The 15,418-nt window shown below is 62.3% G+C and carries 12 protein-coding genes; 1 reads left to right on the plus strand and 11 read right to left on the minus strand.

Annotated features, from left to right (window positions below; genetic code table 11):
• Positions 1-62: 62 nt before the first annotated feature.
• The 8 genes from EK373_RS25540 to EK373_RS25575 all read right to left on the minus strand — a co-directional run bounded on the left by EK373_RS25540 (position 63) and on the right by EK373_RS25575 (position 7,680).
• Positions 63-374, minus strand: coding sequence for an alanine-zipper protein (locus EK373_RS25540; RefSeq protein WP_129647253.1), 312 nt, complete (start codon positions 372-374; stop codon positions 63-65).
• 277 nt (positions 375-651) lie between these two features.
• Positions 652-1,065: a type IV pilin protein gene (locus EK373_RS25545; RefSeq protein ID WP_129647255.1), complete on the minus strand. Its 414-nt coding sequence runs from the start codon at positions 1,063-1,065 to the stop codon at positions 652-654.
• Complete coding sequence (locus tag EK373_RS25550; RefSeq protein ID WP_129647257.1) at positions 1,055-4,591, minus strand: pilus assembly protein; 3,537 nt, start codon at positions 4,589-4,591, stop codon at positions 1,055-1,057. The genes EK373_RS25545 and EK373_RS25550 overlap by 11 nt, the downstream gene beginning before the upstream one ends.
• A 54-nt stretch (positions 4,592-4,645) precedes the next feature.
• Positions 4,646-5,041 carry a hypothetical protein gene (locus EK373_RS25555; RefSeq protein ID WP_129647259.1) on the minus strand — a complete coding sequence of 132 codons (396 nt, stop codon included), beginning with the start codon at positions 5,039-5,041 and terminating at the stop codon, positions 4,646-4,648.
• 20 nt (positions 5,042-5,061) lie between these two features.
• The gene (locus EK373_RS25560; RefSeq protein WP_129647262.1) at positions 5,062-5,562 is read right to left on the minus strand and encodes a pilus assembly PilX N-terminal domain-containing protein; all 501 of its coding nucleotides are present in this window, start codon (positions 5,560-5,562) and stop codon (positions 5,062-5,064) included.
• Between the two features lie 2 nt (positions 5,563-5,564).
• Positions 5,565-6,560, minus strand: coding sequence for a PilW family protein (locus EK373_RS25565; protein WP_129647264.1), 996 nt, complete (start codon positions 6,558-6,560; stop codon positions 5,565-5,567).
• A complete protein-coding gene (gene pilV, locus EK373_RS25570; RefSeq protein WP_129647266.1) occupies positions 6,557-7,069 on the minus strand; it encodes a type IV pilus modification protein PilV in 513 nt (170 codons plus the stop codon). Before pilV ends, EK373_RS25565 begins: the two co-directional genes overlap by 4 nt.
• On the minus strand, positions 7,069-7,680 hold the full coding sequence (locus tag EK373_RS25575; protein WP_129647268.1) for a GspH/FimT family pseudopilin: 612 nt from the start codon (positions 7,678-7,680) through the stop codon (positions 7,069-7,071). The genes pilV and EK373_RS25575 overlap by 1 nt, the downstream gene beginning before the upstream one ends.
• A 240-nt stretch (positions 7,681-7,920) precedes the next feature.
• Between EK373_RS25575 and lexA the strand changes: the two genes are divergently transcribed.
• The gene (gene lexA / locus EK373_RS25580) at positions 7,921-8,553 is read left to right on the plus strand and encodes a transcriptional repressor LexA (protein ID WP_129647270.1); all 633 of its coding nucleotides are present in this window, start codon (positions 7,921-7,923) and stop codon (positions 8,551-8,553) included.
• Positions 8,554-8,556: 3 nt separating this feature from the next.
• Here lexA and EK373_RS25585 read toward each other — a convergent pair whose 3' ends face one another.
• From EK373_RS25585 to nirB, 3 genes are read right to left on the minus strand one after another with little or no spacing between them, the layout of a single operon-like run.
• Entirely contained in the window at positions 8,557-11,229 is a 2,673-nt protein-coding gene (locus tag EK373_RS25585) for a molybdopterin-dependent oxidoreductase (RefSeq protein ID WP_129647272.1), read from the minus strand.
• Positions 11,199-12,755, minus strand: coding sequence for a nitrite reductase small subunit NirD (gene nirD / locus EK373_RS25590; protein ID WP_129647274.1), 1,557 nt, complete (start codon positions 12,753-12,755; stop codon positions 11,199-11,201). The genes EK373_RS25585 and nirD overlap by 31 nt, the downstream gene beginning before the upstream one ends.
• Positions 12,752-15,286, minus strand: a complete 2,535-nt coding sequence (nirB, locus tag EK373_RS25595) for a nitrite reductase large subunit NirB (protein ID WP_129647277.1) — start codon at positions 15,284-15,286, stop codon at positions 12,752-12,754. The genes nirD and nirB overlap by 4 nt, the downstream gene beginning before the upstream one ends.
• Positions 15,287-15,418 lie beyond the last annotated feature (132 nt).

Here is a 15,418-nt window from a genome sequence, read left to right on the forward strand (position 1 = left end):
CGTCACAAACAAAAACGCCGCGGATTGCTCCGCGGCGTCTGTTCGGTCGAACTCGAGTCGAATTACTTCGACTGCGACTTCTTGAACATGCGATCGATCTTCTCGTTCGTAGCGTCACAGCAGGCCTGGCTGGCCTGAGCGGCCTGCAGCGCCTGGTTGGCAGCGCTCTGCGCGCTGTCAGCAGCGGAACGAGCGGACTGAGCAGCGCTGGCAGCCGAGTCAGCGGCAGCCTTGGCAGCAGCAGCGTCCTGCACGGCCTTGTCGGCAGTGGCCTTGATTTCATCAACGGCTTTCTGCGAGACGCAACCGCTGGCAGCAACGAGCGCCAACGCAGCAATACCTGCCTTCAGCGAGGTGGAGATGGTGTTCTTCATGAGTTCTTTCCCCTTCGGGTCGGATAAAAAAGGACCAGAGCGACAAATTTTCACGGCCTTCTAATACACGAGAGTAATGGCTGGTTCCCGTGCATCAGGCTATCTAGCTTCTTTTGTTGTAAAAGCTGCCAGCTTGGCCGAGCGCGGAGGATACAAGATTGGGTCAACTCGATAAAGCACATCCGTGCTTTCGTCGTGAAGACGCGACAGTTTCACCCGTCGCGCCTTGTATGCACCAAGCCGGATCGTCTGACGCAAGCCGGATCGCCTGACGAGATTATCGCCAGCACCGGGTCGTCGCCGGACTCGGCGTGCGCCTGCCGGTGGAATCGATAGTGAGTGTCGAGCACTCGGTGTCCCCGGTTTGCCCGCCGGCAGCAGTCGCAGTCACCGTATATCCGGTGGCAGTCACATTCGACACCTGGATCTGGTAGAGGCCGCGTTCGGTGGACGCGGGGATTCCCAGCTGGGTCAGATTGTTCGTGTACGCCTGCTCGTTCAGATAGAACTTCTCTTGCGCGGCCTGAACCCTCAGCAAGGTCGTCGTTCCCTCCGCTCGGTTGGCGCGAAGCACGCTGCTGCGATAGCTGCTCATGGCAATCGTGCCGAGCAGCGCCACGATCGCCACCACCGTCAGCAGCTCGATCAGAGTTATGCCGCGTTGTGCGGACACCCAGGTTTTAGTTCGCATTGGTCTGGCGCCAGTAGGTCTTGATGCGGCTGTTGAAATCCCGGCAAACACTGAGCACTTCGACGCCGGACAAGCAGGTGATCTTGTCCTGCTCCGGGAACAGCACCGTGACTTCCGGGGCAATGCCCTGCTGGTCGAGCCCGTCGTAGCGGTCCTCGGCGCCCAGCGGAGGCGGCGGCGGATCGTTCGGGCCGGGATTCGGATTGGTCCCGGAGTCGCGGCGGGGCAGGGGCGAGCCGTCGAGCGCCTTGATGGCGTACACCCGGTTCGAGCCGACGGCAACGGAACACGTGTTGCTCGTCGCGCTGGCGCTCGGGGTGTACGAGGTAAAGAAGATCACGTTCTGCAGCGTGCTGGAGGAGGACAGCACCTTCTCGCCTTGATACGACGGGTAGTTGAGCTGCAGCTTCCAGCCCGGCGAGTTCGCGGCGAGCGTCGGCTTGAAGTTGGTCGTAATGTCGTCGAGCTCCGTATCGAGGACGATGTCGTAGTTGGTGTAAGCGGTCTGTTCCAGCTTCGCGAACGGCTGATAGTCGCGGACCGAGTAGAAGCGATCCTCGTTGGTGGTCGCCAGCGGGTGGCCTCGATAGCCCGAGCCGATTGCGATGTTGATGAACGGACGACCGCCGGTTCCCTGCATCAGCGAGGAATCCGGCGAGTTGTAGAACCGTCGCGTGCTGGCGGCGTTCTGCGTGGCTGCATCCTTGGCGCCGAGCGAAGCGATGACGCCACCGGTCACGAGCTTGTCCTTGGTCTGGCCATTGAAGATATCGAAGCGCCACAGCTGCGCGGCCATGTCGCCGACATACAGTCGGTCGGCAAAGCTGTCGCCATCCAGATCCACCACGTTGATCGGCGAGGGGATCGAATGTGTCATGCGCGCGAGGTTGAGGTCGGTATCTGCTTTTCCGGCCGACCAGAGCAGCGTGCCGCGCAGGGCATCCACGATGTACACGCGATTGCCGGTAGCGTTCGTCGAGACGTACGTGCCGCCCTCTTCGATGGGGTCGTAGCCGCCGCCAAAGATCAACACCAGCTTCTGCGAATTCTGGTCGGCTCCACTGATGTTGACGCGACTGACGGTCCCGCGCGACCAGGCCTGCGCCAGCCCCGGCAGGACCGTATCGCCTATCGCCCACAGGAAGCGCGGCGCGGTCTTTTCCGTGATGTCGAGCGCGTAGTAGCGGCTGACGGTCGGATTGCGGCCGGTGCTGAAGAACAACAGGACGCGATCGTTCTCGGAGGGAGTGACGATGCCGTCGCCATTGACGTCGTACTTCAATACTCGCAGGTCGCCGTCGATCGCGTAGTTCTTGGTAATGCTGTTCTCGTTCTGGTACAGCCCCTTGAGGCCGGGCAGCATTTCCTGGGGAATGAACGACCACAATTCATTGCCCGTCGTGGTTTCGAAGGCGTGCACGTAACCGTCGTTGGTCGCGGTGAATACCACCGCGTCGTCCTGATTTTTGGCGGCCTTCGTGCCGCCGTAGATGACTACCGCCGGCTGCGAGTGCATCGGATCGCCCATGTCGTAGCGCTGTTCGTCCGTGACCTTGTCCTTGTCCAGATCGTCTACGTCGGCGCCGCGAGCCCAATCGATCAGCGTGTCGCGCAGCGGCGCGGTCGCATTGGTGCCGAGGGTTGCGTCCGTGATCAGATCGTTATCGATGTGCACGGCATTAGCGTCGTTCGTGAGGAGCACGCCTCCCGCCGCGGTTGGATTAGCGCCAATGTGTGTATAGACGTTGCGACTGGCCGGCGCAGGAATCTGGCGGCCAGCGCCGCCGAACCCCACTTTGGAGCCGTCCGAGTTGGTCGTCGACCAATAGTCGCTGGTGCTGTCGAGGAACATGCCTTTTTCGCCGAGTGCAGCGGTGTCGCCGCGCGCCCAGAGCGTTTTATCGTCGGCTGGATTGATCTTGTACTTCTTGATGTTGCCGGGCCAGTGAATGCCGGCCGACGGCTGGAATACCGAGATGTACAGGTCGTTCAGCGTCTGCGTGCGATTGAATGCGTTGACGGCGACGGTCGGCGCGGTCAGCGTGGCGCTGTTCTCGGAGATCGTATCGAAGATGTTGCTGAATACGGCCGTCAGGCCGCTCAGGTCGCCAGCCTTGTAGGCCTTGCCGCCGCCGCGCAGCGCGGCGTCGTTCAGATAGGTGAACGCCGGGTTGCTGTCGCCGCCGAATGCGTCGCCAAAGCCGATGTAGTAGGTCGTGACATTCTGAGTGTCACCTACGCCGGAGATCAGATCCTTATTGAACATGTATTCCGACAAGGCGCCGAGACATTGTCCGCTGCCAGCGTCGGTCGGACATCCTGTGCCTTTGACGGTGCCCGGGGAGGCGGTCAGCAGCGCTGCGATCAAGCTGTTTGCTTTGGCGTCCTGGGTCGGCTCACCGTCGGTCAGATAGACGATGTAGTTCTTTTGACAGGCTTGATTCGCCGGGCTGGCGTAGTTCGGGCTGTCGGCGGTGCCGCCGACGCGGGACGACGCCACGCTGGGCAGCTTGGTGGCCGGGGTGTCGCAATCGTCCGGGTCCGCTTCCGTACAACCTTCGGAGTTGACGCCGAAATAGACCTCTTTGCCGGCGAAGTACTGGTGCGCCTCGTAGAGCGTTTCCGATAACGGCGTGTTGCCGTGGGGAACGAACTTGTCGATGGCTTCGATCAGTTGTGCGCGATTATCTGCGATAGGCGCTACCGGTGCGAGCACCATGCCGCCGCCGTTGATCACGTCTTTGCCGTTCCTGGTGCCGTCGTCTACGGTGTATTGGACGTTGGTGCTGTAACGCATCAGGCCGACGTTGACATTCGTCACCGCGGTGAGCAGCGAGCGCGCCGCTTGCTGCATCACCGACAGCCGCGTGCCGTAGGAAACGTAGTTTCGGAACTGGTTGTAGTAGGCGACGTAGTCGGCTGAGTAGAGCGTGGCCCGCGTGCCTTGGTAGTCATCCCAGTATGAGCTGCCATAGTTATTGGTGTAGGACGGCGTACCCGCCGGGCCTGTAACGCCGGCTCTGGGATAGGGCGCGCTGTCGCTCCTGCAATCGATCGGTTGCTGGCTGCCGTTGCTGATGCTTTGCCAGCTGGAGTTGGTCCCTCCGCGCCATTGCGTGAATCGATCGGTCTGGTACGAGCCGACGTTCGTCAGTGGCGTCTCCGCGTTCTGGCATTTCTGGTTCGTCGTCGGGACGTAATTGGTGGAATCACAGGTGGGCGGAGAGCGATCACCGCTCGTGGCGTAGAACACCCTGCCGGCGATGGTGTTGCAAGCTCCGGTCGCTTCGGTCACGTACTTGCGGCTCGGGTCGAAAGGCTGTTGCGTCGAGACCGTGCTATTCATGCTTCCCGAGGTGTCGAGGATGAGCATGATGTTCGGCGCCACGACCGACTGGTTGATATATATCTCGGAGTCGTCGGCTCGCGCCGTGCCCGTCATCGCGGCGGCGGTGACGCAGCCGCAAGTCAACACACGCACCCAGCGGCGCAGGTGACTCGAAGTCCATTGGATGGAGCGGTTCATAGGATGTTTTTCGGCAAGCTTGGTGATGAAGAGCTGTGCTGTTCCGAACGATCGCTATTGCAACTTTCCGTAGACCATCAGCCGGGTGACGGTGGGCCGGTCGGCCTTATAGAACACCATCAGGAACTGCTGGCCGGTGCTGCGGATATAGGCGTTGAATTCGGCGAGCGTGACGCTGCTGCGGCCGACGAAGAACTTCGATTCCCCGCTCACCTCGAGAGAACGCAGCTTGCAGGGCTCGGCGCAGTTACGAAACGTAAGGTTGCCCGGCTGGCCCGTCGGCAGCATTACGGCCTCGGTGTAGGTCTCGATGGAGTTTTCCAGCAGTATGGTCGGCGCCGGCTTGGTGGACTGTGCTCGAGCCTGCGGTGCGACGCAGGCCGTCGCCAGCAGCACGAGAGCCGCGACGCGTGGAAGAGCGGCGATCGATCGAGTGAATGTTTGGTACATGAGCGTGTTCCCGATGTTTGCTATTCGAGCTTCGTTCCCAATCCGCCGCTGCCGGCAGGGCAGTTTGCGACGGGGGAGACCGTGGCGTCGGCTGGGGCGATGACGGCGAGGGCCTGCATATTCCTCGCGCTCGCCTCGCGCTTGGCGCAGCCCTTGCTGTCGATCTCGAAGTGATAGGTGGAGTAGCTTTTCAGGCTCGAGCCGGGCAATGCCGGCTGCGGCATGCCGCAGAGCTTCACTTCGCTGACGGCGGTGAAGCAGTTGTCGGTCTGCGTCTCCGGAGCGAGGTTCGGATCGGGATTGAATTTGTTCGCGGCGAGCGAGAATTCGATGCCGCTTTCGGCCGACTGGAACGCGTTCTGCGCGAACTGGGTGTTGCCGGCCATGATCATGTTCAGGCTGGTGGAGTTGACGCCGGAGATGGCCAGTATGGTGAGTACCAGCAGCAGCAAGAGCCCGACGACCAGTGCGGCGCCCGCCTGGCGATGAGAAGTTCGAGATCCGAAGGACGTGCGTGTCATTGTCAGATTCCCATGGCGTTGCGGATCAGGATGGTCCTGGAGACCAGCAAGCGTCTGAAACCATCATTCGGCTTGTAGGCTGCCTTCGCGGCGCCAGTGGCGTTCAGATCGTCGGTCGTGCCGTTGGCGTCGTCGCGATCGCCGTACTCGTAAGTCTCTTGGTTGGTGTAGCCCGTCTCCTCGGTTTCGGCGCGCACCAACAGCCACAGACGAACTGAAACGATCTGCGCACCCGCAGGGACTGCATCAGGGTTGACGTAGCCTTGAGCGATGCCCCGATTGCCGGTGGGATCGATACCGAACTGGATCTGCATGTCCTCGACACCCGGCACGATTGCCACATCGGCCAACGTGCTCGGGTTCACCAGGCCAAAGCGGTGCAAGGTCGGCAGGTCGGTGAGATAACTTGCGTTACGACTGATGTAGTACGCGTTGACGATCAGATCGTTCACCTGACCGATGGGGTTGGCGATACACGGGGTGCTGTCTTGGACGAGCTGAATCGAAGAGCGGGTGGAGCACACCAGCAGCTTGCCGCTGGTTACCGTCGAAGGAACCGCCGAGGCGCGCCTTACGACCAGCGTGTCGGCGCTGGCGACGGCGCCGCCGTCGGCAGCGGCACAGCCGAATGAATATGCATTGTTGCTTGCCTCGAGCGTCGCTGACACGACGCGGGCGAAATCCGCGCCGCAATTGCTTCCGGGCAATCCGGGCGCAGGCACCACGAAATCGGCGCCCTTGGAGAGACCCCACGAGTTGGCCATGCGGATGTCCGGTTCGAGCACCGACAGTGCATAACGCGCAGTCTCCTGCAACCGAACGACGCTTTCGTTGACCTCGTAGTTGCGGCGGCTGAAGCTGAACACCTGGATTGCGCCGCCAATCAACACGAGGCTGATCACCAGGGCGACCATGAGCTCGATCAAGCTCACGCCCCGCTGAAGTCCGCGTGAACGGGTCGATGAGAGCGTGCGGCTAGTGCTCGTGAGCTTGATCATGGGTCGACCTGCATCGTCAGGACGTAGCGGAGATCGCTGTCGCCGTCGGCATCAGTGTCCTGGTTGCCGCCGCCCGCAGTCTCCTGCCAGTGCACCGTGATGACGTAGTTGTCCGGAACGGGGCCCGCCGCCGTAACCGTGGCTGCGGTGTAAACGATCTCGCCCCGCTGGTTGTCACCTGGCAGCACGTCGTCGATCTGCTGCTGCCACACGAACAGGTCGTTTTCCGCCATCTGCTCCTGGGTGCAGGTGCCGCTGTTGACGCACGTCTGCTTCGCCGGTGTGGTTGTTCCTGTTTGGTAGGCCACGCGGGCAAGGCGATTGGCGCGAATACGGTCGGCCATGTCGGCGGCGAGATTCACTGCCTGCATGCGGGAGAGCGCGCTGCCGCTGGAGCGCAGCGTCGTCACATACAGCCCCGCCATGCCGAGCATGCCGACGGCCAGTACTACGAGCGCGACCAGGACCTCGACGATGGTGAAGCCGCTCTGGAAACGGTGCGCGTTCATTACGGGCAGCCTCCAGCGCCGGCGCCCGTGATCGCCTCGGCGACTTCGGTGCGTTTCTTCGTGATGCGGACTCGGCCGGTGGCCTCGACGACCAGGGCTCGGGCGGCGGAGCTGTCGGTCCCGACCAGTTCATTGCCGCGCGCGTCGCAGAGCACGATGCGATCGGTGGCCAGTTTGCCCCCGGACACGGGCGGCGTGGCAAAGCCGTTGGCGCCGTAACTGATGATGCCGTTGAGGTCGTTGCGAACGGTGATCGTCGGATCCAGGGGAGGGTGCCGTTCGAGCACGGGCTCGCCGACATCGGGACTCCAGTCGGCATCAGTGTCCACGAACACGATCCACTGCGAGAACGCCCCATCGTTGCACGTCGGCGTCGCCGCGGTGGAATCGCTGGATGCGCAGACAACCACGGGCACCTGGCGTTTGATGCTTTCAGTGCGCGCTACTTGGGTCGAGCGCAGCAGGTCGTTCGCCGCCGTGGTCAGGCGGTTATTTCGGGTGATGTCAGTGAAGGCCGGTACGCCGATGGCGAGTAACACGCCCGCCACCGAAAGTGCGGTCATCAACTCGAGCAGCGTGAAGCCCGCCGACTGTTTGGGAGTTCGTCTCATGTAGGTCTAGGTCCCATCCTGATGCGGCGGGAATATAAGAGGCGGCGCGGCCGTCTGCCGGGCATGCCGATCAGCGGCTCGCGGCGGCGGACTAGCGGCGGGCGCGGCCAGATATCGTCAAATACCTCTGTCAAATGCCTGGCGGTCGGCGGCCCTCGGTGGATACCTGCTGCGGGCTTGCGGACTTACGAGCGACTCCTGTATAAATACTCAAATGGTGGTTATCCATACAGGTGACGTGTGTCCGAACTGACGCCCCGGCAACGCGAGATCGTCAAACTGATCCAGGAATCCCTGCGGGATAACGGCATGCCGCCCACGCGGGCCGAAATCGCGAGCGCGATGGGTTTCAAATCGGCCAACGCCGCCGAGGAACATCTGCGTGCGCTCCAGAAAAAGGGCGTGCTGGACATCATCCCGGGCGCCTCGCGCGGGATTCAATTGAAAGACTCTCTTCGTGAGCAAATGGGTCTGCCGCTGATTGGTCGAGTTGCAGCCGGCAGGCCCATGCTCGCGGAGGAGCACATCGAAGGCCGTTATCAGATCGACCCGAAGATCTTTCAGCCGCGCGCGCATTACCTGCTCAAGGTGCGCGGCCAGAGTATGAAAGACATCGGTATCATGGATGGCGACCTCGTCGCCGTGCATCGCACGCCGGAAGTGCGCAATCGCCAGGTCGTGGTGGCGCGCCTGGACAATGAAGTGACGGTGAAGCGTTACAAGCAGGACGGCAAGATCGTCTGGCTGTTGCCCGAGAACGAAGAGTTCGAGCCCATTCGCGTCGACCTGAAAGAGCAGTCGCTGATCATCGAAGGCATCGTCGTCGGGGTGCTGCGCCAGGGCGGCAAATCCTCCAAAGGGCTGTTCCAGTAGTTCTCATTTCGCCAACAGCATTCTGATCTCCGGCAGGCACGAGCCACAGTTCGTGCCTGCTTTCAATTTCCGACCCACGTCCTGCGGCGTCTTCAACTGATCCTGGGCGATAGCCTTGCACAGCGTGTTGCGCCCCACGCCAAAGCACGAGCACACCATCGGGCCCGGATCTTCCGACGCTGCCGTCGGTCCGCCGTTGAGCAGCGACGCCCGATCCGCATTGCCGATGCGCTTCTTCGCGAACAGGTTGGACAGCCAGGTGCGCGAGGGCAGGTCGGTGCGCGGGGAAATGAACACACAACCCTCGATGCGCTCGTCGACCAACAGCGCGCCCCGATATACGCCGCAGGCGGGATCGGAGAATTCCACCCAGTCCGCGTCGGAATGATTCACTTGCAGTGCTTGGTGCGCCCAGTCGACGCTGGGCGGACGGCCGCGCCCGGCAATCTCATATCGCATGAACTGCGCGCCTTGAATCGCTGTCCACCACGTCGCATCCAACGTTGCGAGTGGCGTGCGCGTCAGGATGAATCCATGCCAGTTGACGGGAAACGGCATGACACGCGCCGGCGTGTGTTTGAACTCCGGCTCGCCGGAGACCGGATCGACGACCGGGTTGACCAATGCGCCCACGCGCGCGTCCGAAGCATAGGCCCCGTTCCAATGAATGGGCACGAAGATCGAGCCACGCGGCATTTCACCGCTGGTCTTCACTCGCGCCACTAGCGCGCCCCACTGGGTTTCAACCCGTGCGAGCTGCCCATCGCTCACTGCTGACAGCAATGCATCCTGCGCATGCATGTCGATATACGGCTCGGGCAAATGCGAGCTCAGTTGTGGCGCGCGACCGGTGCGGCTCATCGTGTGCCACTGATCGCGGATGCGACCGGTGTTCAAAACCCAAGGGAACTCTGCGTCGGCCTTATGCGCGGGCGCTCGGGGCGCAGTCGGCACAAAGCGAGCGCGATGATTGCGACGATAGAAGCGTCCCGACTCCAGCAGGCGCGCGGTGCCGGGATGATTGCGCTCAGGGACTGGCCATTGAATGGGCGCCAGGTCGTCATACTCGGCTGAAGTGATCTTCGCCAGGCCACCGATGTCGAAGGCGCGCTCGCCGTCGTTTCCATACGTGGACAGAGCGGCGTGCTCGAGGAAGATCTCGTGCGCATTGTCGTAGTTGAAGCCGTCGTTGAAGCCCATGCGTCGCGCGACTTCGCACATCAACCACCAGTCCGGCCGCGCTTCGCCGCTCAGCGGCTGGAATGCTCGCTGCCGTGAGATGCGCCGCTCCGAGTTGGTGACGGTGCCGTCCTTTTCACCCCAGCCGGCCGCCGGCAGTAACACGTGCGCGAGCGCATTGGTGTCGGTGCCGGAGAAACAATCGGACACCACAACGAGCTCGCAGCGGCGCAGCGCCTCTTTGACCTTGTCGGCATCAGGCAGGCTCACGACCGGATTGGTCGCCATGATCCACACGGCCTTTACCTTGCCGGCGTGAATAGCGTCGAAGAGCTCGACTGCTTTGAGTCCGCCGCGCTCGGCGATGCGTGGGCTGCGCCAGAAGCCCTGCACCAGTTCGCGGTGACTCGCGTCTTCCAGGTCCATGTGGGCGGCGAGCATGTTCGCAAGGCCGCCAACTTCACGGCCGCCCATGGCGTTCGGCTGGCCGGTGATGGAGAACGGGCCGGCGCCGGGCTGGCCGATACGGCCCGTCAGCAAATGGCAATTGATGATGCTGTTGACCTTGTCCGTGCCCGCGGAAGACTGGTTCACGCCCATCGAAAACGCCGTGATCACCCGCGGGTGGTCGGCAAACATGCGATAGAACTGCAGCAATCGTTCCGTATCGATGCCGCAGGCAGTGGCAACCTGTTTCAAGTCGCCGGCCGATTCCCGGGCAACGCGCAGCGCTTCATCGAACCCTTCCGTATGGCTGGCGAGGAATTCGTTCGCGATATGGCCCTGCTCGTGCAGATAGGCGAGCAGTCCGTTGAACAGCCAGACATCGCTGCCACTGCGCACCGGGAGGTGCATATCTGCGATTTCGCAAGTCATGGTCCGCCGCGGATCGACGACCACGATTTTCATGTCCGGCCGCTGCTGTTTCGCTTGCGTGATGCGCTGAAACAGCACCGGATGACACCAGGCAGTGTTCGAGCCGACGAGCACGATCAGATCCGCCTGCTCCAGATCCTCGTAGCACACAGGCACGACGTCCTCGCCGAAGGCTCGCTTGTGGCCGGCGACGGCCGAGGACATACACAGTCGGGAGTTGGTATCGATGTTCGCCGAGCCGATGAAACCTTTCATCAGCTTGTTGGCGACGTAGTAGTCCTCGGTCAGCAACTGACCCGAGACGTACAGCGCGACGGCGTCAGGCCCGTGCTCCGCGACGATGCGCTTGAACCCGGCGGCAACGTGGCCGAGCGCGGCGTCCATGCTCACGCGCTGGCCGTTGATTTCCGGATGGAGCAGCCGGCCCTCGGTTCCAAGCGTCTGACCTAGCGCCGATCCTTTGGAACAAAGTCTTCCGTAGTTGGAGGGATGAGCCGCATCGCCGCTGATCTTGATCGTGCCGCGCCCGGTGTCGGCTTGCGCAATCACGCCACAACCGACACCGCAATAGGGGCACGTCGTCCTGATGCTCACTGTCGTCTGGCTACCGCTTCGCCGAATATCAACTTGTCGCGCAACGCACCGACATCGCGGCCTTCATTCATCAGCTCGCAATACCAGGCGCCATCGCGAGTGTCGCCGTACAACACCGCACCGCGCACCTTGTTGTCCTCGAGCACGATGCGCTTGTAGATGCCGCGCTTTGCATCGCGCAGGACGAGCGCCTCGCTGCCCGGACCGCCGAGGAAATCGCCGGCGGAGAACAGATCGATGCCGGTGACTTTGAGGTGCGTAGACAGCATCGATCCTCGGTAGCGACCGACGCCATGCTCGGAGAGATGGGTCGCACAGACGCTCGCCTGCTCATAGAGCGGCGCGACCAGACCATACGTGTTGTTCCTGTGCTGGACGCACTCGCCGACGGCGTACACGCACGGGTCGAACGTTTGCATCGTATCGTTGACCAACACGCCACGGTCGCATCGCAAGCCGGCGGCACGAGCCAGATCCGTGTTCGGTCGAATGCCGGCGGCCATGACGACCAGATCCGTCTCGATGATGGTTTCATCCGCGAACTGAACGCCCCGGACCCGATCGGTGCCCAGGATGGCCGTGGTCTTCGCCGGCATGTGGAACCGCAGGCCGCGCTTCTCGAGGGATTGTTTCAAGAGCTGAGCGGCAACGGGATCGAGCTGCCGTTCCATTAATGTTTCCAGCAGGTGCACGACGGTGACCTGCATGCCTTGCTTGAGCAGCGCGTTGGCTGCTTCCAGGCCCAACAATCCGCCGCCAATGACAACGGCCTTCTTATGCGTGCGCGCGGCTTCGAGCATCGTGTTCACGTCCTGCAGATCGCGGAACGTCACGACACCGGGCAGGTCCTTGCCAGGGACGGGCAGGATGATGGGATTGGAGCCGGTCGCGATCAACAGCCGATCGTACTCGGCTTCGGTGCCGTTCTGTGAACGCACGCGACGGCGAATCCGGTCGATCGCGACGGCCGGATCGCCCAGGTGCAAGGTGACGCCATTGTCCCGGTACCACTCGATCGGGTTCAGCACGATGTCGTCGAAGCGTTTCTCGCCTGCCAGCATGGGCGAGAGCAGGATGCGGTTGTAGTTGGGAACCGGTTCGGCGCCGAACACGGTTACGTCGTAAGGCTGGCCGGAGATGCCGAGCAGCTCTTCGACCACCTTCATGCCCGCCATGCCATTGCCGATGACGACCAGCTTGCGACGACTGGTCTTACGCAGCGGCTGGCTCTTGATCCAGATCTTGCCGTCGGTGACTCGCGTCGGCCACGCGCGCACCGAGTAGTCGGCGTCTTCGACGCAGCGGCCGGTTGCCAGATTGAAGTGATGTTTGTAAACCGGGGAGGCGACGACGGGCTCACCGTTCAGATCGCCGACCAGGCCGCGCGAGAGCACGTTGGCCTCGCTGTGCGGATCGTAGTTGTCCAGCGCATAGATGGCGTCGCCGACTCGAAAGATCGCAATCTGCCGCCCGTCGATCAACGCGGCCACGCCGCTGTCGGGCAGCAGGTCGTCGAACGAGCAGGCGCTGCTCCAGGTGTGAGTGTGCTTCATACAGCCTCCCGCTGGCGCTGCGCGCGTTCTTCGTTGGTCGCCGGGCGGATCTGTCCGCGCTCCTGCACGAACACGACGTTGTCGTCGGTGCGGTCGCTGTTCACGAAATGACGGAAGCGCTTCAAAGTCTGCGGATCCTCCACGGCCTTCTTCCATTCACATTCATAAGTGTTGACGATGCGCGCCATGTCGGCTTCCAGCTCGGCCGCGATGCCGAGCTTGTCTTCGATGACGACCTGCTTGAGGTAGTCGAGGCCGCCTTCGAGGTTGTCCAGCCACACCGACGTACGCTGCAGGCGGTCGGCGGTGCGGATGTAGAACATCAGGAAGCGATCGATGTAGCGGATCAGCGTCTCGCGATCGAGATCGCCGGCGAGCAGGTCGGCGTGACGGGGCTTCATGCCGCCGTTGCCGCACACATAGAGATTCCAACCCTTTTCGGTGGCGATGATGCCGACGTCTTTGCTTTGCGCCTCGGCGCATTCGCGGGTGCAGCCGGAAACTGCGAACTTGAGCTTGTGAGGGGAGCGCAGGCCCTTGTACCGGTTCTCGATGTCGATGGCATAGCCGACGCTGTCCTGCACGCCATAGCGACACCAGGTGGAACCCACGCACGATTTCACGGTACGCACCGACTTGCCGTAAGCGTGTCCGGACTCGAAGCCGGCATCGATGAGCTCGCGCCAGATCAGCGGCAACTCGTGGACCTGCGCACCGAACAGATCGATGCGCTGACCGCCGGTGATCTTGGTGTACAGGCCATACCTCTTAGCCACCTCGCCGATGACGATGAGCTTCTCCGGTGTGATCTCCCCGCCGGCGATCCGCGGGACGACGGAGTAGGTGCCGTCCTTCTGCATGTTCGCGAGATAGTAGTCGTTCGTGTCCTGGAGCGTGGCCTTGTCGCGCTTCAGTACGAACTCGTTCCAGCACGACGCGAGGATGGACGCGACGGTGGGCTTGCAGATGTCGCAGCCCGTGCCGCGGCCGTGCTTCTTCAGCACTTCCTCGAACGATTTCAGCTGGCCGACGCGCACCAGGTGAAACAGTTGCTGGCGCGAGTAGCGGAAGTGCTCGCATAGATTGTTGTTGACCGCGACGCCGCGGCTCGCCAGTTCCGCTTTCAGAACCTGCGTGACCAGCGCTGCGCAACCGCCGCAGGAAGTTGCGGCCTTGGTGCACGACTTCAACGCGCCAATGGTTGTGGCGCCGGCCTCGATGGCGGAGCAGATCGCGCCTTTGCTGACGTTGTTACAGGAGCAGATCTGCGCGGTCGCGGGCAGTCCGGCAACGCCGGCCTTCTTCGGCTGTTCGGAGCCGCCGAAGTTCGGCACGATCAATTCTTCGGGACTCGACGGCAAGGCGGTGCCCTCGAGCATCATATTGAGCAGAACACCGTAGTCGTCGGCGTCACCGATGAGGATGCCGCCGAGCAAGCGCGTGCCGTCTTCGTTCACTACCAGCTTCTTATAGACCTGCTTGCGCTCATCGACGAAAGCGTACGCGCGCGAGCCCGGGCTCGAGCAGTGCGGATCGCCCAGCGAGGCCACGTCTACGCCCATGAGCTTGAGCTTCGTGCTCATATCCGCGCCGGTGAACGCCGGCTCTGCCGTTTCCTGCAAGCGGGACGCGCAGACGTTGGCCATCTGGTAACCAGGAGCGACCAGGCCAAACAGCTGTCCGTTCCAGAGTGCGCACTCGCCGATCGCGAAGATGTCCGGATCGGACGTGCGGCAATCGTGATCGATGACGATACCGCCGCGAGCGCCGACGTTCAGGCCGCAAGCGCGAGCAAGCTCATCGCGCGGCCGAATACCGGCGGAGAACACCACGACATCCGCTTCGAGCGAGCTGCCGTCGGCGAAGTTCAAGCGGTGCTTGCACTGCTCGCCGTCGACGATTTCCGTCGTGCTCTTGCCAGTGTGAATGCCGACATCCATCTCGGAGATCTTCTGCCGCAACACGCGACCGCCGACATCGTCGACCTGAACGGCCATCAAGCGTGGCGCGAATTCTACGACGTGGGTCTTCAGGCCAAGATCGCGCAGCGCCTTGGCCGCTTCGAGTCCGAGCAGACCGCCGCCGATGACCACGCCGACTTTGCTTTGTGCCGCCGCCGAGCGGATCGCTTCGAGATCTTCGATCGTGCGATAGACGAAGCAGTTCGGCCGTTCTCGGCCAGGAATGGGCGGTACGAAAGGATAGGAGCCCGTAGCCAGCACCAACTGATCGTAGGGCAAGGTTCGACCTTGCGCAGTGCGCACGCATCGCGCTTCGCGATCGATGCCGAGGGCCTTGTCGTTCAAATGCAGCGCGATGTCATTGCGCTCGAAGAAGTCTTCGCTGACCAGCGACAGATCGGCGGCACTCTTGCCGCTGAAGAAGCTCGTGAGTTGCACACGATCGTAGGCAGCACGCGGCTCCTCGCAGAGCACGGTGATTTCGTGCGACGGGGTTTCGGCCGCGAGCCGCTCGAGCAGACGTTGCCCGACCATGCCATTGCCAATGACGACCAGCTTCTTCACAGACATCTTGCACCCATGAGTGAGGCCTGCGGACAGGCACAGCTCGTTCGAAGACGGGTGGTTGGGACAGCGAACTGCGACAGGCCGCAATCAGCGGAGGTGGTTACCGGCAGTCACTGGTGCTGCCCCGTCGTTGGA

Source organism: Peristeroidobacter agariperforans (assembly GCF_004138335.1).
Classification (GTDB): Bacteria; Pseudomonadota; Gammaproteobacteria; order Steroidobacterales; family Steroidobacteraceae; genus Steroidobacter; species Steroidobacter agariperforans.